The 18,084-nt window shown below is 59.0% G+C and carries 21 protein-coding genes and 1 pseudogene; 11 read left to right on the forward strand and 11 right to left on the reverse strand.

The window, feature by feature from the left end; genetic code table 11:
• Positions 1 to 458: 458 nt before the first annotated feature.
• From RBB49_RS26760 to RBB49_RS26770, 3 genes are all read right to left on the reverse strand, one after another.
• Positions 459 to 1,100: a LysE family translocator gene (locus tag RBB49_RS26760; protein WP_306146025.1), complete on the reverse strand. Its 642-nt coding sequence runs from the start codon at positions 1,098 to 1,100 to the stop codon at positions 459 to 461.
• Positions 1,101 to 1,261: 161 nt separating this feature from the next.
• On the reverse strand, positions 1,262 to 1,828 hold the full coding sequence (locus tag RBB49_RS26765) for an MAPEG family protein (RefSeq protein ID WP_306146026.1): 567 nt from the start codon (positions 1,826 to 1,828) through the stop codon (positions 1,262 to 1,264).
• A gap of 74 nt (positions 1,829 to 1,902) precedes the next feature.
• Complete coding sequence (locus RBB49_RS26770) at positions 1,903 to 2,598, reverse strand: helix-turn-helix transcriptional regulator (protein ID WP_306146027.1); 696 nt, start codon at positions 2,596 to 2,598, stop codon at positions 1,903 to 1,905.
• A gap of 79 nt (positions 2,599 to 2,677) precedes the next feature.
• Between RBB49_RS26770 and RBB49_RS26775 the strand changes: the two genes are divergently transcribed.
• The 5 genes from RBB49_RS26775 to RBB49_RS26795 all read left to right on the forward strand — a co-directional run bounded on the left by RBB49_RS26775 (position 2,678) and on the right by RBB49_RS26795 (position 6,291).
• Complete coding sequence (locus RBB49_RS26775) at positions 2,678 to 3,010, forward strand: NIPSNAP family protein (protein ID WP_306146028.1); 333 nt, start codon at positions 2,678 to 2,680, stop codon at positions 3,008 to 3,010.
• Entirely contained in the window at positions 3,007 to 3,351 is a 345-nt protein-coding gene (locus RBB49_RS26780) for an antibiotic biosynthesis monooxygenase (RefSeq protein WP_306146029.1), read from the forward strand. Before RBB49_RS26775 ends, RBB49_RS26780 begins: the two co-directional genes overlap by 4 nt.
• A gap of 11 nt (positions 3,352 to 3,362) precedes the next feature.
• Positions 3,363 to 4,274 (forward strand): DMT family transporter, encoded by a 912-nt coding sequence (locus tag RBB49_RS26785; protein WP_306146030.1) that lies wholly within the window; start codon positions 3,363 to 3,365, stop codon positions 4,272 to 4,274.
• Positions 4,275 to 4,290: 16 nt separating this feature from the next.
• Positions 4,291 to 4,698, forward strand: a complete 408-nt coding sequence (locus RBB49_RS26790) for a cupin domain-containing protein (RefSeq protein WP_306146031.1) — start codon at positions 4,291 to 4,293, stop codon at positions 4,696 to 4,698.
• Positions 4,699 to 5,091: 393 nt separating this feature from the next.
• Positions 5,092 to 6,291: an alpha/beta fold hydrolase gene (locus RBB49_RS26795; protein WP_306146032.1), complete on the forward strand. Its 1,200-nt coding sequence runs from the start codon at positions 5,092 to 5,094 to the stop codon at positions 6,289 to 6,291.
• 4 nt (positions 6,292 to 6,295) lie between these two features.
• Here RBB49_RS26795 and RBB49_RS26800 read toward each other — a convergent pair whose 3' ends face one another.
• Together RBB49_RS26800 and RBB49_RS26805 are read right to left on the reverse strand one after the other, a co-directional pair.
• Positions 6,296 to 7,738, reverse strand: a complete 1,443-nt coding sequence (locus RBB49_RS26800; RefSeq protein ID WP_306146033.1) for an ATP-binding protein — start codon at positions 7,736 to 7,738, stop codon at positions 6,296 to 6,298.
• Positions 7,735 to 8,463: a response regulator gene (locus RBB49_RS26805; RefSeq protein ID WP_306146034.1), complete on the reverse strand. Its 729-nt coding sequence runs from the start codon at positions 8,461 to 8,463 to the stop codon at positions 7,735 to 7,737. Before RBB49_RS26805 ends, RBB49_RS26800 begins: the two co-directional genes overlap by 4 nt.
• A 253-nt stretch (positions 8,464 to 8,716) precedes the next feature.
• On the opposite strand from RBB49_RS26805, the gene RBB49_RS26810 reads away from it, so the two are divergent.
• Complete coding sequence (locus RBB49_RS26810; RefSeq protein ID WP_306146035.1) at positions 8,717 to 9,676, forward strand: EF-hand domain-containing protein; 960 nt, start codon at positions 8,717 to 8,719, stop codon at positions 9,674 to 9,676.
• Between the two features lie 157 nt (positions 9,677 to 9,833).
• Positions 9,834 to 10,832 (forward strand): hypothetical protein, encoded by a 999-nt coding sequence (locus RBB49_RS26815; protein WP_306146036.1) that lies wholly within the window; start codon positions 9,834 to 9,836, stop codon positions 10,830 to 10,832.
• Between the two features lie 6 nt (positions 10,833 to 10,838).
• On the opposite strand, the gene RBB49_RS26820 is transcribed toward RBB49_RS26815, so the two are convergent.
• From RBB49_RS26820 to RBB49_RS26840, 5 genes are all read right to left on the reverse strand, one after another.
• Positions 10,839 to 11,426, reverse strand: a complete 588-nt coding sequence (locus RBB49_RS26820) for a YceI family protein (RefSeq protein WP_306146037.1) — start codon at positions 11,424 to 11,426, stop codon at positions 10,839 to 10,841.
• 94 nt (positions 11,427 to 11,520) lie between these two features.
• Positions 11,521 to 11,901, reverse strand: a complete 381-nt coding sequence (locus RBB49_RS26825; protein WP_306146038.1) for a VOC family protein — start codon at positions 11,899 to 11,901, stop codon at positions 11,521 to 11,523.
• 14 nt (positions 11,902 to 11,915) lie between these two features.
• Complete coding sequence (locus RBB49_RS26830; protein ID WP_306146039.1) at positions 11,916 to 12,467, reverse strand: thioredoxin family protein; 552 nt, start codon at positions 12,465 to 12,467, stop codon at positions 11,916 to 11,918.
• A gap of 74 nt (positions 12,468 to 12,541) precedes the next feature.
• Positions 12,542 to 13,552 carry a zinc-binding alcohol dehydrogenase family protein gene (locus tag RBB49_RS26835; RefSeq protein WP_306146040.1) on the reverse strand — a complete coding sequence of 337 codons (1,011 nt, stop codon included), beginning with the start codon at positions 13,550 to 13,552 and terminating at the stop codon, positions 12,542 to 12,544.
• Between the two features lie 61 nt (positions 13,553 to 13,613).
• Positions 13,614 to 13,904 carry a putative quinol monooxygenase gene (locus RBB49_RS26840; RefSeq protein WP_306146041.1) on the reverse strand — a complete coding sequence of 97 codons (291 nt, stop codon included), beginning with the start codon at positions 13,902 to 13,904 and terminating at the stop codon, positions 13,614 to 13,616.
• Positions 13,905 to 14,009: 105 nt separating this feature from the next.
• Here RBB49_RS26840 and RBB49_RS26845 point away from each other — a divergent pair, with 105 nt between their 5' ends.
• From RBB49_RS26845 to RBB49_RS26860, 4 genes are all read left to right on the forward strand, one after another.
• On the forward strand, positions 14,010 to 14,900 hold the full coding sequence (locus RBB49_RS26845) for a LysR family transcriptional regulator (protein WP_306146042.1): 891 nt from the start codon (positions 14,010 to 14,012) through the stop codon (positions 14,898 to 14,900).
• Positions 14,901 to 15,453: 553 nt separating this feature from the next.
• Entirely contained in the window at positions 15,454 to 16,584 is a 1,131-nt protein-coding gene (locus RBB49_RS26850; RefSeq protein ID WP_306146043.1) for a type III PLP-dependent enzyme, read from the forward strand.
• 11 nt (positions 16,585 to 16,595) lie between these two features.
• Positions 16,596 to 16,766, forward strand: a complete 171-nt coding sequence (locus tag RBB49_RS26855; protein WP_306146044.1) for a hypothetical protein — start codon at positions 16,596 to 16,598, stop codon at positions 16,764 to 16,766.
• 103 nt (positions 16,767 to 16,869) lie between these two features.
• The gene (locus tag RBB49_RS26860) at positions 16,870 to 17,370 is read left to right on the forward strand and encodes a hypothetical protein (RefSeq protein WP_306146045.1); all 501 of its coding nucleotides are present in this window, start codon (positions 16,870 to 16,872) and stop codon (positions 17,368 to 17,370) included.
• Positions 17,371 to 17,397: 27 nt separating this feature from the next.
• Here RBB49_RS26860 and RBB49_RS26865 read toward each other — a convergent pair.
• Positions 17,398 to 18,084: pseudogene (locus RBB49_RS26865) on the reverse strand (hypothetical protein); the annotation flags it as partial.

Genomic DNA, 18,084 nt, shown 5'->3' on the forward strand with positions numbered 1-18,084 from the left:
TCAACCTCCTGTGGTCCATCCACAGGAGGTAAACTTTTTTGTTGAGCGAATTGAGCGGCTTAGCAGTCTTATTTGCACTTTGTTGAATTATGCACCCAGTGCGTTCTTGAAATGTGCACAGAGTGCGCTACCATTTGAGGTGTCAAACGGATTCGAAAAACAAGAAATCCTTCAAGGAGAACAAAGGACTGTGCACGTAGCCAGGACGATCCTGGTCAGACGCCGCAGGAACGAAACCGGGACCGCCCAGCTTGATTGCCGCGTTGGTCCGGCCGGGTCCGGCGGAAGGCGTCACCGAAGTTTCAGGGGACGGTTCGCGCCTCCTGAAGCCGGGCCAATCCCGAAATGGCCCCAACAAGAATGACAAATTCGGAAACCGGGCGCTGCTTTGCCCCTAGCGTCCGCCCACCTATAAAAAACCCGGCGAAAGCCGGGTTTTTTGTCATCCGGCAAGCGTATCAGGTGCGGCTGAAGATCAGTTTTGCGCCTGCGAAGGCAAAGAAACAGCCGAGGGCCATCTGTATGGTGCGCCTGGCTTTTGCATAGGTCCTGATTGCGGCGGGGCTGGAAAACAGGATGGCGTAGGTCACATGGATGAGCAGCGACAGCACAAAGGTGCCCGCGATGATGACGGCGCCGACCCAAAGCGGCGCCCCCTGCTGCATTCCGAGCGCGACGATGGCGATCCATGAAAGGGCGGCTTTCGGGTTGGTCATTTGAATGAGATACCCGCGAAGGATATAGCCCGACCGGCTGATCCGCTCTCCTTGCGGTTCATCTGCGGCAATGACGCTGTCGGCCCGTGCGGCTTTGAATGATTTGTAGGCCAGCCAGAGGAGATAGAATCCACCGGCGATCTTGATCGCGGTGAGCGCAGACGCGTAAGTGGCGAGGACCGCCGACAGTCCAAGCACCGTGAGCGTCGCCCATGTAAGCGACCCGACCGCGACACCGGTGGCAAGAGCAATGCCCTCCTTGCGTCCGGCACTCAAGGATGTGCCCATGACCGCAAGGATATTCGGCCCCGGACTGATGATCCCGAGCAGGAACGCCGAATAAGCGAGTAAAATTCCCGGCAGATACGATGAGAGTTGATCCATTCCGACCTCCTATGCTTGCGAAGGACGCAAGCATAGGGCTTTCAACCGGGTTGATGCTTCGGCCAAGGTCGAACTATGATCGCAATGGAGGCACTGCGATTGGTGCAGCGCAATCGCCGCGCACATTGCTCGAACGCCAGTGGGCATCCTGGTTTGTTCGGTCAAAAGATCAAAGCGATCGCCATATACCCGGCCAGACCGTAGAGAGACAAAAGGCTAACGCTCATGAACAAGCCGCGTGCACCGCTGTTACCGGACAGGTAACTGTAGGTGTGGCCAAGCCGTCCGATCGCGAAACCGATCAGCCACACGCCTGCTGCCAATGCGGACGGAGAAATCAGCAGAAACGGAATGGCCAGCAAAACGAAGAGTGTCGTGTTTTCCGTTGCGTTTCTGTGCGCGTTGTGGCGCCGCTGAAGCTCTGCAAACCCGGTCTCAGTGACTTCGTCTTTTGAAATACCGCTTGCTTTCCACTCTTCGGGCGTTGCCCGAATGTTGTATTCCAATCTCGTCAACTCGGTGCTGGTCATCAGCCAGGTGTGGTTGAGGAGCAGCAAGAGACAGGCAATGGCCATTAGCGTGACAAGGTCATGCGAGGGTAGGGCAATTGCCGGGCTGCCAATGCTGAAAACCGCAAGGTTCAGCGCAAGGCTCATGAAGACGAGTGCGACGGGATATGCCTTGATTATCAGGGCTGTTTTTTTCTTGTTTGCATTCAGATCAGACACGTTCCAAGAGGTCCTGAAGAGTTTGTCAAATTGATCGTGGTGGGTGGTAACTTGCGCCGGGCAAGGCGACCGATTCAGTTCGTCTGGGATGGAAAAAGCCTGACGAGGCTTTCATGTCCGGTCGGCGAAATATGAATCACACGGCTATCCCTCTCGCGCCTTACCCAGCCTTCATTCTGGAACTTTGCCAGGAACGCTGCACCCAGTGACCCGGCCAAATGGCTTCGTCTCTCGCTCCAGTCCAGGCACGCCCGGCAAAGGGGGCGGCGAGAAGACTTCAGGTCTTCCAGGTCGATCCCGAGGTCGCAGACAAAGGCTTCCCCTTGCTCTGTCAGGCCAAGGCCGCTCTTTTCCTGTGTAACCTTCAGGAAACCGCGCGACTGCATGCTGTCAAAGATACGAACCGCCATATCACCGGCAAGGTGATCGTAGCAGACGCGGGCCGCGCGCATTGCCGGGTCCTTCGGTCCGGTGCGCACGCGCAGGTGCCCCTTGCGGGCCGCCAGACCCATCACCGCTTCCAGGACCGAGGCAACCTCGGCGCCGGCGAGCTTGTAATAGCGGTGCCGCCCCTGTTTGGCCTGGGCCAGAAGACCGCCGTCGACCAGCTTCTTCAGATGCGAGCTTGCGGTCTGACCGGTTATTCCGGCTTCGGTTGCAAGTTCGGTCGCCGTAAGCGCTTTGCCCCCCAAAAGCGCACCAAGAATATTGGCACGTGCCGGATCTCCGATCAGCGCACCGATGAGGGCAATGTCCGGCCCTTCTTTCATTGTTCGATCTCCATCGAAACATTCATGTTCCAGACCATGTCACAAACGCACCCGAAGGCCAACCGGAAAGGACGACAGAATGATCACATGTTTCATTCGCTATCACATTGACCCGACCAAAAGATCGGCATTTGAGGAATATGCACGCAACTGGGGGCAGGCGATCCCCCGCTGCGGAGCCGATCTCATCGGGTATTTTGCCCCTCACGAAGGATCGACAACCCTGGCTTATGGCGTTTATTCGATCGAAAATCTTGCCGCATACGAGGCCTACCGGAAACGGCTCGCAGCCGATCCTCTCGGACAAATGAACTACGCGTTTGCGCAAAAGGAAAAATTCATCTTGCGGGAAGATCGTACCTTCTTAAAACTGGCCTCCGCACCGCATGGGATAGGGGAGAGGTCCGAATGATTGCCGTTATTTTCGAGGTGGTTCCGCATGCCGACAAGAAACAGAACTATCTCGATATGGCAGCCAAAATGCGGCCGCTCGTTGAGCAGATCGACGGGTTCCTTTCGGTGGAACGCTTCCAGAGCCTGACCGATCCCGACAAGCTGCTGTCCATTTCGTTCTTTCGCGACGAGGACGCGCTCAACGAATGGCGCCGCCTGACCGAACACCGGCAGGCCCAGAAGGCAGGCCGGACGAGCTACTTCCGCGACTACCGCCTGCGCGTCGCCCACGTCCTTCGGGACTACGGCATGGAGGAGCGCGACGAAGCGCCGGAGGACAGCCGCGCATTGCACGGCTGATTTCGCTTTCAATGCAGAATCGCTCTTTCGACTATTTGCTGCTGGGGTTTCTCGCGCTCCTGTGGGGCTCTTCCTATATGTGGATCGGCCTGGCGCTGGACACGATCCCGCCGGCGACCCTGATGGCGCTGCGGGTCACGCTTGCGTCCGCCATCCTGTTGCTGGTCATGACGCTTCGCGGTATCCGGCTGCCTCTGGACGGAAACAGCTGGCGGCTCTTTTTCGTTCAGTCTCTCCTGAACGGCACCGGTCCGTGGCTGCTTCTTGCCTGGGGCCAGCAATATGCCGGGACCGCGGTCTCCAGCGTGCTCAATTCCACGTCTCCGCTCTGGGTGTTCGCGATCTCTTTCTTTCTGCTCAAACGGTCGCAGCCCGTTGGCGGGCGTCAGCTTGCCGGCGCGCTGCTCGGCTTCAGCGGGGTGGTCCTGATCATCGGGGTTGGAGCGCTGCGGGATCTCGGACAGAATATCGTTCCCCAGCTGGCGGTCTTCCTCAGCGCTGCGCTCTATGGCGTGGCAGCGCTGCGCGGCCAGCTTTTCAAGGGGGTTCCGCCGATTGTTCCGGCGACGGGCATGCTGATATGCTCCTCGGCGGTCCTTGTGCCCCTCAGTCTTCTCACCGAAGCTCCGTGGACGTTGCAGCCGGGTGTCACCGGCTGGACCTCGGCCATCATTCTGGGAACCGTCTGCACGGCATTGGCCTTCCTGATTTATTTCCGTCTGCTGGTCACGCTGGGGGCCATGGGGACGGCCAGTCAGGCCTATCTTCGCGCCGGGGTCGGGGTCCTTCTCGGGGTGGTGTTCCTGTCGGAAAGACTGGATGCGGAGACGCTTGCCGGGATATGCCTTGCCATTTCGGGTGTTGTTCTGATCAACTGGCCCCGAAGTGGGCGGGCTTCAAAGTCTCTGAAGACGGAGACGTAACGGGCGAGGTGGATTGATGAGTTTTCTGACCGTTTACAAGGCCGGTTCCCGGCCGAGCAAGCGCGCGAGTTCCGATTACTTCACCGGAACGGTCTGGCAGGAACCGGTCATTGAAGCGCCGGCGCCGGCCCGGGTGAGGGCGCTGAAAGTCACCTTCGAGCCGGGTGCACGCACCAACTGGCATACGCACCCGCTCGGACAGACACTTCAGGTTCTGGATGGGGCCGGTTTTGTGCAGCTCTGGGGGCAGGACAAGCTGCCGATCCTTCCGGGCGACGTGATCTGGATCCCGCCTGACGTCAAGCACTGGCATGGTGCCGGCCCGCAGACCGCGATGGTTCATCTGGCGATACAGGAAGGCCTTGATGGCACGGTGGCCGACTGGCTCGAACCGGTGGACGAGGCGACATACGTCAAGGCATGAAGCGTGGTCGACTTGCCCATGTGTTTCGTGACCTTGGCTGGTGCTCTGAAAACTGTCCGGTAAGCCGCCAACAGGCGATCGGATGCCGTCCGCAGCGCGACCATGCACCTCTCGCAGGATTTGAAAGTATCCTCGCTGCGAATGGCACGCGCGCGCTTGTCGTAGTAGGCAAGGTCGATCGATCCGTTTTTCAATGTTCGGTATGGGCTTGTCTGTCCGGTCATTGTCCTGCTCCTTGATCTGATGAAGAGAGCATGCGGGAACAAGGCAGCCATCGCTTGAAGAAACCCTTTAGAATGTCTTGTGTTTTCCTTCATTTTCCATCTGGAAATTGCACCGGATATTCGCTTCCATTATTGTTGCCAGCCTGGGACACAGCCACTGGGGGACTGGGTGCGCTACGAATTTGCAGATTGCGTCCTTGATACGGATAGCTATCAGCTTCAGCGACTTGGAGCGGAAGTCCCGGTCGAACCGCAGGTGTTTGAACTGCTGTGTCTGCTCGCTGAAAACGCCGGGAAACTTGTTTCGAAAGACGCGCTCATTGAGCGTGTGTGGAAGGGCAGGATCGTTTCGGAGGCGACAATCAGCGCCAGGATCAATGCGGCGAGAACCGCCGTTGGAGACAACGGCAAGACGCAATCGATCATCCGGACCGTACAGCGCCGGGGTCTTGAACTGGTTGCACCGCTCCGCACAACCGCGCCAAACAAAGTGCCATTCGCCAACAGGCCGGCAAAACGCATGCAGACCATTCATTTCGCGCAGTCGGACGACGGCACTTCGATTGCCTATGCCCGATCGGGCGCAGGGTCTGCCGTCGTAAGGGCAGGGCACTTTCTGACCCATCTTGAGAAGGACTGGACCAGTCCGGTTTGGGGCCCCTACCTCCAGGAACTCAGCTCCCGGTATAGCCTCGTGCGCTACGATCAACGGGGAACCGGGCTGTCCGATGCCATCTTGAAGGGAACGGAGATCAAGAACTATGTCGCCGATCTCAAGGCGGTCGTCGACGCGGCAGGGCTGGAAACGTTCCCGCTTATTGCCGCTTCCCAGGGTGTTCCCATTTCCATCGCTTTTGCGGCAACCTATCCCGAGCGTGTCAACCGGCTCATTCTGTATGGCGGCTTCGTCGAAGGGCGTGCACGCCGCGATCATCTATACGCAAGCGAGGAAGCCGACGCGCTCATGGCGCTTATCCGTTCCGGCTGGGGAAAACCCGATAGCCCTTTCATGATGGCGTTTATGTCGATCTTTTGTCCGGGAGCCTCAAAGGAGGAAAGGGACAATATGGTCGAGATACAGCTCGCCTCGACTTCGGCACAAAATGCAGCTGCAATCAGAACCGCCTTCGACCGGTTCGACGTTTCCGGTTTTCTGCCAGGGGTACGGGTGCCAACCCTGATCATTCATGCAAGCGCGGACGCCGTTCATCCGGTCTCTCAGGGCCGGCTGCTTGCCTCCGGGATCGCAGGCGCAGAGTTTCTTCAGGTCGAAAGCAACAACCACGTCTACCTGCCGTCAGACCCGGCCTGGCGGCAGATCGTCGATGCGCAGCTGGACTTTCTTGAGCGGGACCAACCCGCCGCATAGCGTCCTACCTGGTCGGCAGTTTCACCTCTGCCACCAGCCCTTCGTCTCGTCCGTTCTGCAGCGTGATCGTGCCGCCATGCGCGTGGATGATTGAGCGCGAAATCGCAAGGCCGAGCCCAATGCCGCCGGTCTCCTCGCTTCGGGATTCCTCAAGTCTCACGAACGGTTCGAACACGTCCTTCAGCCGGTCCTCGGGAATGCCGGGTCCGGTGTCTGACACGCGGATGACGATCTCGCCGTCCGTCTGTTGCGCTTCGATTGACACTTTTCCACCGTAGCGGATGCCGTTCTCGATCAGGTTGCGCAGGGCGCGCTTCAGCGCGACGGGCCGGCAGCTGAGCATGATCGGATGACCTGATGTCACGCTGCAGTCATGTCCGAGATCCTGCTGGTCGCCCGCCAGGCTTTCCAGCATCGCGCCGAGGTCCGTTTCTTCAGCGCCCTCCGCATGAGCCTCGTCCCTGGCGAAGCGTAACGTGGCCTCGGTCATGGCGGCCATTTCGTCCAGGGTTTCGATCATCTTCTCGCGGTTTTCATCATCGTCGATGAATTCGGCCCTGATCCTGAGCGAGGTGATCGGCGTCCTGAGGTCATGGCTGATCGCGGCCAGCATGCGCGTGCGGTCCTTCACGAAACGGGTCAGCCTGTCCTGCATGTCGTTGAAGGACGAGGTCAGCGCCCTGACTTCGCGCGGCCCGCTCGGATCAAGCGGTTCCAGTTCCTCGCCCCGGCCGAATTTCTCCGCGGACGCGGACAGGGTCTTCAGCGGCCTTGTGACCCTGCGCACTGCAAACCCGATGATCAGAACCGTCAGGACCGAGGTTATGCCGAGTTGAACAAGCAAGGGAATATACGCGCCCGGGGGAGGGCGGTAGCTTGTGGCAACATTGAGCCAGCGCCCATCTGTCATCTGGATGGAGAGCGAGAGGTCTTCCGGCTTGTTCATGATCTTGCGGAGATTTTTGGGACGTTCCCGTTTGGGGACCGACCGCCAGCTCGCATCATCCTGATCGCCGTCCCTGTCCCTCCGGACTTTGGGGCCGCGTTTTTCGTCGGCGAGGATATTGAGATGAACCGTCTGATCATGGTGCAGGCGGCTGGACATGTAGCCCTGCAGCCGTTGTTCAAACCTGGATGTACCCGGAGCCGGTGCAAGCGGCGTATCACCAAGCCAGAAAACGGCAAACCGGCTGCTGCTGGCTTCCAGGACCCGATCCTGCAGGCCAGGCGGGGTATCTTCCAGCAATTCGGCAACCGACACGGACCTGGCCAGCAGGTTGTCTCTTGCAGCCGCGACCAGAGCGATCCGCCGCTCATCGTGGAAAATCCAGATGCTCAGGGCCTGCGCCGCGAAGATTGCGGCCAGGAGCAGGAGGATCAGTTGCGAGGCCAGGGACTTCGGCCACAAGGCGTGCAAGATTTTTGTGAGAAAGGCGGGCAACTTCATTCCACCTGGTCTCTGACCTCGGCGGTAAACATGTAGCCGCCGCCCCAGACAGTCTTGATCATCCGGGGGTCTTTCGGGTCTGCCTCGATCTTGCGCCGCAGCCGCGAAACCTGATTGTCGATCGACCTGTCGAACACACCGGGTGTGCGTCCCGTCGTCAGATCCAGAAGCTGGTCGCGATTGAGAACCATTTTGGGGCGCTTCAAGAAGGCGCAGAGCAGCTGGAACTCGCCACTGGACAGCGGCACTTCGTTTCCGTGCGGGTCGGCGAGTTCGCGCCTTGAGACATTCAGCGCCCAGCCGTCGAAATGGAGCATCTCGTGCTCGATCGGATCACGTTCCTTGGGAACCAGAGAGGTGCGCCTCAGGACCGCGCGGATACGGGCAAGCAGCTCGCGCGGATTGAAGGGCTTGGTGACATAATCGTCCGCACCGATTTCAAGCCCGATGACCCGATCGGTGTCGTCGGCCATCGCCGTCAGGAGAATGACGGGCATCGACCCGGTTTCGACAAGATGGCGGCACAGGGAAAGCCCGTCTTCACCCGGCATCATGATGTCGAGCACGACAAGGTCGATCGATGCAGCCTTCAGCGCCTTGCGCGCATGCGCGGCGTTTTCGGCAGCCGTCGCGCGCAGCCCGTTCTTGACGAGATAGCGGGCCAGCGTTTCTCGAATGTCGCGGTGATCGTCCACCACCAGGATATGCGGACTGGGGTCGCTCACGCGCCTCTCCTGTCTTGCGGTTGCCGTGTGTGACTGGGCCGAAAATGCGCGAGAGCGGCATTCCGGCCGGCAATGTGTCTGTTTCTACTGCAAAAATAATAACAGGCAGCGCAGTTTTCGAGCGGAACTTGTAACAAAATGTGTCGCCGGGCCGAATGGGGACAGATGGCGACACTTAAGGCCTGTGCGGCGGGTATTTCTGCGACAAATGACACCTACGTTGGCTTCATCGACGAACCAAGGAGTTGTTTGAATGAAACCGTTCAGGAAAATTGCAATCACCGCTTTGGCTGCGAGTGTCGCGGGAACCGCGCTGACGGCCGGTCTGCCCGCATTCGCACAAAGCGGCGATGCGGCAGGGAACGGGGGCCAGCAGATAAAGCAGGTGCAGAACGAGCAGGTCGCGCACAAGGGTGAGCGCGGCAAATGGGGGCGTGGCCATGGTCGCGGCCACAAGCAGCGCGCCGAACGCCTTTTCGAGCGTTTTGACGTCAACAAGGATGGTGTGATCACCGAAGCCGAGATCGCCGAAGTCAGGACGAGTGATTTCACCACGGCGGATGCCGATGCAAACGGCGAGATCAGCCTTGAGGAATTCAAGGCCCAGTTCCTGGACCGCTCCGGTGACCGCATGGTCCGGGCGTTCCAGTTCCTGGATAGCGACGGCGACGGCACCGTGACGCAGGAAGAGGTCGATGTCGTTGCGAACCGGATGTTCAACCGGCTTGACCGCGATGGCAACGGAACCGTTGAACGTGTTCGCGGCCAGCGCAACCAGGCAGGCGCTGAAAACGGCGAACGCCAGCAGCGCGCAGAACGTGGTGAGCGCCGCGAACGCGGCGAGAGGCGGGGCCGTGGCGGTCAGGGCCGCATGTTCATGGCCCTGTTCGACACCGATGGCAGCGGGTCCGTGACCCGGGAAGATTTCGACGCCCGGCGTGCCGAACTGTTCGCGCTGGCCGATACGAATTCCAGCGGCTCGTTCACGCTTGAGGATTTCGGTCCTTTGTGGCTGGCCGTCAACGAAAACCGGATTGTCGACATGTTCCAGCGTGCCGATGAAGACGGCAGTCTCGGTATCACCCAGGAAGAAGCCGGAAAACGTCTCGACAACCTGATGAAACGCGCGGACCGGAACAAGGACGGCGTGATCACCAGGGCCGATTTCAAGGGCGGCAAGAAAGGCGGCAAGGGCAAGAAGCACCGCGGCTGATTTTCCCTTGACGTGAAACCGATCTGTCTTCCCGCGTTTCGATGCCCCCAAGTGCGGGAAGACGATAAGGGAGCCACCTTTGTGGCTCCCTTTTTTGTTACCGGAATATCAAGGTTTTCGGGCGAAAGTCCTCGTCAAAGTCTCCAAGGGGGAAATCATGGCCAAGCCCGATTTGAATGAATTTGTCACCGCGAAGATCGCCTCCGGGAATGTCGGTGAGGACGATGTAATCACGCTCCGCCGCTTCATCTATGGCGACATGGCTGTCTCCCTTGATGAAGGTGCCGCGCTGTTCCGGCTGAACGATGCAGAGCTGACTTACGCCAGCACATGGTACGAGCTGTTTCCCGAGGCAGTCGCTGACATCCTCGTCAATCAGGCGCGGCCGGAAGGCTACGTTTCAGACGAGAACGCGGCGTGGCTGATTGCCCAGATCGAGGCGGATGGCCACGTCTGCAGCCGAACCGAGCTCGATGCGGTGCTGCATGTGCTTGAGAAGGCCCGCGAGGCCCCGGAGAGCCTTGAGCAGTTTGCCCTTAAGGCAGTCAGCGCGTCCGTCATCTCCGGCAAGGGCGCGACGCGGGCCGGCAATGAGCTGAAACCCGGTGTCATTTCGGACGGAGAAGTGGAGATCCTTCGACGGGTTCTTTATGCCGGGTCAGGCTGCGGCGGTGTCGCGATTTCAAAGGCAGAGGCGGAGATCCTGTTCGACCTGAACGACGCCACGATCGAAGCTGAAAACGCGCCGGCCTGGTCGGAGCTTTTTTCCAAGGCGGTCGCCAATCATCTGATGGCCATGTCCGGGTTCACGCCGCCGTCGCGCGACGTCGCGCTGGCACGCGAGGACTGGTTGAACCAGCCCGGCGGATACGAGCGCGGTCTCGGCGGTTTCTTCCGCAAGATGATCAGCGGCGGTGTCAGCGGTATTCGCGATTCCTACGCGGTCAACGATCCCTTCGCGGCAAGGGGCGCGTCCATGGAAGCGGAAATCGCCGCGAATGAAACGGTGAGCGAAGACGAAGCCTCGTGGCTGGTCGAGCGCATCGGGCGCGACGGTGTTCTTCATGAAAATGAAAAGGCGCTGCTGCGGTTCATTCGCGAAGAAAGCCCGAACATTCATCCGGCCTTGCAGCCGCTCATGGACAAGGCCGTCTGACAGGCGTTACCCGTCGACGCGCATGGCCTCCGTTTCGATGATCAACTGGACCGCGTCGCCGACAAATCCGTTGTCGACGGCGTAGGTCATGCCGTAAGCGCTGCGCTCGACGGTGCCGCGCGCGCTGATCCCGAGCGTGAAGCGCTTGTGCCCGAAGGGATAATCGGCAGCCTTTTTGAGGGTGACATCAAGCGTCAGCGGCTGCGTGTTGCCCAGAAGCGTCAGATTGCCCGTCACGGTTCCGGTCGTCTCGCTCGTCGGCGTTCCGCTGTCGGCTGTGAATGTCATCACGGGGAACTGTTCAACGTCCAGAAAATCCTTGTTGCGGACATGGTTGTCCCGCGCTTCGTTGAAGGATTGAACGCTGGCGGTCTTCACCGTGATCTCGACTTCGGAGAGTTCCTGTGTGTCCATGTCGTAGGTGAAACCGCCCTCGAACTCGAGAAATACGCCAAGCGTATCGGCATAGCCGATGTGATCGACCATGAACGCGATCGTCGTGTGGGTCGGGTCGAGTTCATACCGGTGCGGTTCAGCCAATGCGGACGTGGCAACAAGCGCAAGGGCAGCAGAGCCTGCAAGAATTCGGATCATGTCCGGCCTCCGTTCAACGGGTCAATCTGGGTCAAGCAACCGACCTGATAGCTAGAGCGGGCCTTGCAGGAAGCAACAGAATTCGAGGCCGAAATCAGACGTTGGTGCGAAAATCAACGTGGATGTGATTGCCGTCCGGGTCCCAGACATTGATGGCAACGAGGTTGAGAGCCGCCAGTTCGGACTTGCGGTAGGTTTCACCGCGCTGGCGCAGCCGTTCTTCAAATTCCTCAGCCCCGGTGGCTGAAAAGGCGAAGTGCTCCAGTTTCAGTTCCACCTCAGATCCTGTTCCCGCGTCGCCATCCAGGCCGACAAGATGCACGAAGGCCGTGTCTCCGGCGTAGAGCCAGGCTCCGGGAAAGGGAAAGTCCGGCCGGGGGCCGGAGGTGAGGCCGAGGACGTCCTCGTACCAGGAGATCATGGTGTCCAGCTGCGTGGTGCGCAGGTTGACGTGGTTGAGTTGGTGGATCTGCATGTTTCCGCCCGGGTTTATTTCCACTTGATGGAGCAGCCGATCGAGGGGATCTGATCTTCAGGACCGCGACCGGTTTCCGCTATCTGTTTCATGGCCTCAAAGAGATCGCGGCGCAAGTCCGCAGGCGAGGCGCCCATGCGCGTTGCATCGAGCCTGCCGCGATATTGCAGGCCCAGATCCTTGTTGAAACCGAAGAAATCGGGCGTGCAGACGGCGTCGTAGGTCTTTGCAACGGTCTGATCCGCATCGTGCAGATAGCGAAACGGAAAGTCGTGTCTTTCGGCCATCAGCTGCATGTTTTCATAATTGTCCGCCGGGTAGGAGACGGGGTCGTTGGAGCAGATCGCGGCAACGCCGATGCCGTGTTCCGTCAATTCTTGTGCATCGCGGAGGATCTTGTCGAGTATCGCCAGCACGAAAGGGCAGTGATTGCAGATGAACATGACCAGCGTGCCATTCTCGCCGGCCACCTCGCTCAGGCTGTGATGCCTGCCATCGGTGCCCAAGAGGGTGAAATCGGGAGCCTGCCAATCGAAGTCGCAGACAGGCGGTTGCAATGCGGCCATGTGAATGTCCCTCTTTTGGCTGAAGCCTCCGGCAGATCAGGCGCAGCCGGTCACCCGGCCGCGCCAACCCGCGCTCAGTATCCCTCAAGCACTATTTTGCCCTTTGCGGTGCCCGTTTCAATGAGCGCATGCGCCTTGCGCATGTTTTCCGCATTGATCGGTGAAAGAACCGTATCGAGCGTCGTGCGGATCCGACCGGCGTCGATCTCGCCCGCGACATAGGTCAGCAGCTTGTGCTGCTCGATCATGTCCGGTGTCTGGAACATGGCGCGTGCGAACATGAACTCCCAATGAAGGCTTGCGGCTTTCATCTTCATCTTGTCCATCGGCATAGGCAGATTGGTGTCGTCGATGGTGACGATGCCGCCCTGCGGACGGATGAGCTCCACCGCCGTATCCCAATGGCGCATGTCATTGAAAATGGCGATGTGGTCGACAGTGTCGAAACCGAGGGCGCGAACCTGTGCGACCATGTCTTCTCTGTGATTGACGACATGGTCCGCACCCAGCTCCGTCACCCAGGCGGAGGTTTCCGGACGCGATGCGGTTGCAATGATTTTCAGTCTGGCCGCCTTGGCAAGCTGGATGCCGATTGAACCGACACCGCCGCCTGCACCGATGATCAGGATGCTGTCGCCCGCGTTGCCGCCATCGCGGTCGATCCCGAGACGGTCGAAGAAGGATTCGTAGGCCGTCAGGGTTGTCAGCGGCAAAGCCGCTGCTTCGGCAAAGCCGAGGGTCTTCGGCTTTACACCGACGATCCGTTCGTCGATGAGCTGGTATTGGGAGTTCGAACCGGCACGGGTGATGTCGCCGGCGTAGTAAACCTCATCACCCGGTTTGAACAGCGTCACGTCCGGGCCAACGGCTTCAACGATACCGGCCGCATCCCATCCAAGAACACGCGGTGTCTCCTCCACCGTGTCCTTGGGCGCTCGCACCTTGGTATCGACCGGATTGACGGAAACGGCCCTGACTGCGACCAGCAAGTCGCGTCCTTCGGGCACGGGTTTCGGAAGATCGACATCCATGAAGCTTTCCGGATTGTCGATCGGTAAATAACGAGTCAGTGCAACGGCTTTCATTGTCTTGTTCTCAAAGTGATTCACGTGCGTTTTCAGGTTGAGTGGAGGCGTGTTCGCCGGGTCAGCCGATCACGGTCATCTCGTTCAGCGTGAATTCCGCGACAGCGCCCTCGGTTGCCTGCATGTAGGCGGCCAGATGCGGCGCATTCATATGGATCTGCCAGAGTTCCCGGCTTTCCCAGTTCTCGTAGAACATGAAATGGGCCGGGTTTTCGTTGTCCTGGTGAAGGTCGTAATTGATGCAGCCGTTTTCGCTTCGGGTTGTCTCGATGAGCTTGAGGAGCTCGGCTTTCACGAGGTCGATCTTGTCCGGGTTGGCCTTGATGTTGGCGACGATGGTGAGTTGGGTCATGTTTGCTTCTCCGTGTCCGGTGCTGTGTTCAATGCGATATCTAATTCCTTGACCGTTTCGGATAAACCGGCAGTATGCGCAGAGACAATCCGGAAAATCCGTATAATGCTTATCGACAATATATCCCTGTTTCTGCTGATCGTTGAAAAAGGCAGCCTGGCCGCGGCGGCGCGCGAAGCCGGGCTGTCGCCGACAACCGTTTCGGAAAGGCTGGCAGCGCTCGAAGCGCATTATGAAGTCGTCCTTCTCAACCGGACGACACGATCCATCAGCCTTACGGAAGAGGGGCGGGCGCTCTTTGAAGGCGCGCGCACGGTGCTCAGCGAAGTCGAGGAACTCGACAGCCGGATACGGACGGGCGCAACCATGCTGTCCGGGCTCATCCGTGTGAGCGCGCCCGAAGATCTCGGGCGCCATGTCATTTCCGGTGCTATTGCAAGGTTTCAGGCCGAACACCCGTTGATTTCGATCGATCTCCATCTCTCGGACGGCTATGTCGATATTGTCGGTCTCGGGATCGACCTTGCGGTCCGATTCGGATCGATCAGCGACAGCTCGTTGAGGGTCAGGCATGTGGGCTCGCGCAAGCGCATCCTGTGTGCATCGTCGGCGTATGTTCAAACACACGGCGCACCCGAAGCGCCTGCTGATCTGAAAGACCACAATTGCCTGCTGATGCGGTTTGGACAGAATATCGACAATTCCTGGACGTTCGTGAAAGGTGGCGTGAAGCACGTCGTCACGGTGTCCGGCAACCTGATTGCCAATGACGGCGCCCTTGTGCGTGAGTGGGCCCTGGAGGGGCGGGGGATCGCACTGAAGTCGGAATTCGATTCAGCCGATGACATTCGAGACGGACGTCTGATTGCCCTGTTGCCCGACTTCGAACCGCCGGGCTCGCCCTTGCAGATCCTGTTTCCTCCGAGCCGGGCACAGCCGCGCCGGGTCCGTGTTTTTGCCGACCATCTCACCAAGACGATCAGGGCCCTTCATTGAGTACATTCTGAACAATTCCTTCCGTCCTGAAGGTCTGCTTCCTGCCGGTTTGAACCGGTCTCAAAAAAAATACGTCTCCACCTGAAATTTCACTTGCGCGGCATCCCAAACAAGCGCATATAGCGCTCGCCCAAATTCGCACGTGCCCGAGGTCGTTCATGGGGTGTTCGAACAACATCTCTTAAGGGGCCGCTGCCAAAAAAACCGCCAAGGGGCGGGCAGCAGATCCGGACGGCTTAAAGCAACGACGTAAGAGGGCTTTTTTGGTCTCTGCCGGGGTTTCCAATCTCCGGCGTCACTGAAGAGGCACTTGTTACATCCTTGCCCGACGTGCGGCTCGGTATCTCCGATCCAATCAACGGCATTCCCGACGCGGGAAAGCGCTTGTGTGCATTCATGATGCTGCAATCGCCCAACCGTCGCTGCAGTCAACCCGGCCTCCGGTTCCATCCCGGGGGAGGCCCGGTGCGCATTGCAGCACCCTGCGACGAGAACTGCAGCGCGCCAACCGGAATTCGCGCGTCTGTAGCCAGATTTGAAAGGGGTAATCCCCATGAGCGAGCGCATCCGCGACTTCCTGCGACGACGCGATGATGACGGACCCTGCGTTGTTGTCGACCTCGATATCGTCCGCGACAACTTTCACGCATTCGCCAGATCCCTGCCGGATACGTCCGTTTATTACGCCGTGAAGGCCAATCCCGCGCCGGAAATCCTGTCGCTGCTGGAAAGCCTTGGCTCGTGCTTCGACTGCGCGTCCGTCGGCGAAATCGAAATGGTGCTTGAAACCGGGGCCGATGCAGAGCGGATTTCCTACGGCAATACCATCAAGAAGGAGAAGGACATTGCGCGTGCCTTTGACCATGGCGTCCGGCTCTTTGCCGTCGACTGCATCGAAGAAGTCGAAAAAATCGCCAGCGTTGCACCGGGATCACGGGTCTTCTGCCGCGTCCTGTGCGATGGTGTCGGTGCCGAGTGGCCGCTTTCGCGCAAATTCGGTTGCGACCCGGACATGGCACCCGACGTTCTTGAGCACGCCCACCGGCTCGGTCTCGAAGCCTATGGCGTCTCCTTCCATGTCGGCTCCCAGCAAGCCAATCTCGAAGCCTGGGATTTCGCTCTCGCCATGGCGGCAGGCGTCTTCCGGGAAATGGCGCTGCGCGGCATCGAACTGAAGATGGTCAACATGGGCGGCGGGTTCCCGACCCGCTACCTGAAGGACGTGCCCGGCGTGCCGCGCTATGGCGAGGCGATTTTCCAGGCGCTTTCGAAGCATTTCGGCAACCGGCTGCCGTCCACGATCATCGAACCGGGCCGCGGTATGGTCGGAAATGCCGGCATGATCGAAGCTGAAGTCGTTCTGATATCCAGGAAGTCCGCGCATGAGGAAATTCGCTGGGTCTATCTCGACATCGGCAAGTTCCACGGGCTGGCTGAAACCATGGACGAGGCGATCCGCTACCCGATCCGCACGCCGCGCGACGGTGACAGCACTGCTCCTTGCGTCCTGGCCGGACCGACCTGCGACAGCGTTGACGTCCTTTACGAGAAAACGCCGTATGAACTGCCGGTCAGCCTGTCCATCGGCGACAAGGTTCTGATCGAGGCCTGCGGCGCCTATACCACGACCTATTCGTCCGTCGGTTTCAACGGTTTCGCGCCGCTGGCATCACACGTCATCTAGGGCTGGACATCATGATCACGATCGTGAACGAGGCGCTGGAGCATTTCAGCGCCCGTGAGGTCCTGCTCGATCAAAGCTTCGGCGAAGACCGTCACCTCAAGACGTGCGAACGGCTGGACTGGCACACGGTTTTCGGACAGCTTCAGACTGTGCACGATAGTGGTGTGCCTTGTACCAATTGAAAACCGATGTGCAATTGCTTTCGGTGCGCTTGGTCCATTGACAAGCCTGCCATGATTGCTGGAACTAGCTACTGTTTTCCAAGCCATGTCACAGGTTTTCAAAATGATCTTTCCTGAGAAGCTTCTTGAAGAAATCAGACTGCAAGGCCGCTATCGTGAAAATGCTCCTGTGAGCCGCGAAACGATCACTGAAATAAAAGACAAGTTTCCGGGAATATCAAAGCAGTTCATCGCCTTTCTTGAAAGGTTCGGCATTGATGAAGAACCGGGTTTTCGGGACTATGAATTGCCTTGCCTTCTCACTGAGCAATTGTCTGCAGCTGGTTACTATCCATATGATGAAACAACGGTTTTTGATTTCGAGGACAATCCGAAGGGGTGGTCTTACCCTCCCGAAACGGTAGTCGTCTTTGCTCACTCTGGCGCGAGTTGGTTTTACTGTTTTCTGGGCGACGGATCCGACGATGTCTACACGTTTGATTATGCAGGTAACATCTTTGTTTCAAACGATGAGGATTTTTTTACCCACCTGCTCGGGTCTATCGATACCAGTTCTGAGGACACTGACGAAGGTTCGGGAGACGAGCTCGAACAGCAACACTAGACCAGCTGTTCCAACGATGACTTGAATTTAAGTCTGTGAAGCGCAATATGTGCGCCTTGGTTTGGTGAAGCCAAATTGCAGATCAACCGAATGAAATCGGGCGGCGAAAAGGACTGGAGACCAGATAATGACCGACGAGACCAACGGCGGCACGCCGAAAAAGACCGCGTCAAGAACGCGGGCAGCGCGCAAACCGGCGGCAACGAAAGCTGCGGCATCCAAAACAGCTCCAAAGAACACTGCGTCCAAACCGGCAGCACCCAAGGCCGCGCCAAAGAGCACAGCTTCAAAACCCGCGGCAGCCAAGGCGGCGCCAAAGCGTGCAGCGGCGAAACCGACCGCGTCCAAGGCCGCACCAAAGAACACATCGACAAAACCTGCCACGGCCAAGGCCGCTCCCAAAAGCGCAGCTGCAAAACCGGCAGCAGCCAAAGCGGCCCCGAAGCGTGCAGTGGCGAAACCGGCTGCGGCCAAGGCCGCGCCAAAAAGTGTTGCGGCGAAACCGGCAGCTACCAAGGCCGCGCCGAAGAGCGCGGCGGCGAAACCTGCGGCAGCCAAGGCGGCCCCGAAGCGTGCAGCGGCGAAACCGGCAGTTGCCAAGGCCGCGCCGAAGAGCGCAGCGGCGAAACCGACAGCTACCAAGGCCGCGCCGAAGAGTGCAGCGGCGAAACCGACAGCTACCAAGGCCGCGCCGAAGAGTGCAGCGGCGAAACC

The sequence above is a fragment of the Roseibium sp. MMSF_3412 genome (assembly GCF_030733265.1).
In the GTDB taxonomy this organism is placed as follows: Bacteria; Pseudomonadota; Alphaproteobacteria; order Rhizobiales; family Stappiaceae; genus Roseibium.

Bases quoted from the DNA above. Each gene is read 5' to 3' on its own strand.
- RBB49_RS26760 (WP_306146025.1), bottom strand. From the start codon at position 1,100: ATGGATCAACTCTCATCGTATCTGCCGGGAATTTTACTCGCTTATTCG.
- RBB49_RS26770 (WP_306146027.1), bottom strand. From the start codon at position 2,598: ATGAAAGAAGGGCCGGACATTGCCCTCATCGGTGCGCTGATCGGAGAT.
- RBB49_RS26775 (WP_306146028.1), top strand. From the start codon at position 2,678: ATGATCACATGTTTCATTCGCTATCACATTGACCCGACCAAAAGATCG.
- RBB49_RS26780 (WP_306146029.1), top strand. From the start codon at position 3,007: ATGATTGCCGTTATTTTCGAGGTGGTTCCGCATGCCGACAAGAAACAG.
- RBB49_RS26785 (WP_306146030.1), top strand. From the start codon at position 3,363: ATGCAGAATCGCTCTTTCGACTATTTGCTGCTGGGGTTTCTCGCGCTC.
- RBB49_RS26790 (WP_306146031.1), top strand. From the start codon at position 4,291: ATGAGTTTTCTGACCGTTTACAAGGCCGGTTCCCGGCCGAGCAAGCGC.
- RBB49_RS26800 (WP_306146033.1), bottom strand. From the start codon at position 7,738: ATGAAGTTGCCCGCCTTTCTCACAAAAATCTTGCACGCCTTGTGGCCG.
- RBB49_RS26810 (WP_306146035.1), top strand. From the start codon at position 8,717: ATGAAACCGTTCAGGAAAATTGCAATCACCGCTTTGGCTGCGAGTGTC.
- RBB49_RS26815 (WP_306146036.1), top strand. From the start codon at position 9,834: ATGGCCAAGCCCGATTTGAATGAATTTGTCACCGCGAAGATCGCCTCC.
- RBB49_RS26820 (WP_306146037.1), bottom strand. From the start codon at position 11,426: ATGATCCGAATTCTTGCAGGCTCTGCTGCCCTTGCGCTTGTTGCCACG.
- RBB49_RS26825 (WP_306146038.1), bottom strand. From the start codon at position 11,901: ATGCAGATCCACCAACTCAACCACGTCAACCTGCGCACCACGCAGCTG.
- RBB49_RS26830 (WP_306146039.1), bottom strand. From the start codon at position 12,467: ATGGCCGCATTGCAACCGCCTGTCTGCGACTTCGATTGGCAGGCTCCC.
- RBB49_RS26835 (WP_306146040.1), bottom strand. From the start codon at position 13,552: ATGAAAGCCGTTGCACTGACTCGTTATTTACCGATCGACAATCCGGAA.
- RBB49_RS26840 (WP_306146041.1), bottom strand. From the start codon at position 13,904: ATGACCCAACTCACCATCGTCGCCAACATCAAGGCCAACCCGGACAAG.
- RBB49_RS26845 (WP_306146042.1), top strand. From the start codon at position 14,010: ATGCTTATCGACAATATATCCCTGTTTCTGCTGATCGTTGAAAAAGGC.
- RBB49_RS26850 (WP_306146043.1), top strand. From the start codon at position 15,454: ATGAGCGAGCGCATCCGCGACTTCCTGCGACGACGCGATGATGACGGA.
- RBB49_RS26855 (WP_306146044.1), top strand. From the start codon at position 16,596: ATGATCACGATCGTGAACGAGGCGCTGGAGCATTTCAGCGCCCGTGAG.
- RBB49_RS26860 (WP_306146045.1), top strand. From the start codon at position 16,870: ATGATCTTTCCTGAGAAGCTTCTTGAAGAAATCAGACTGCAAGGCCGC.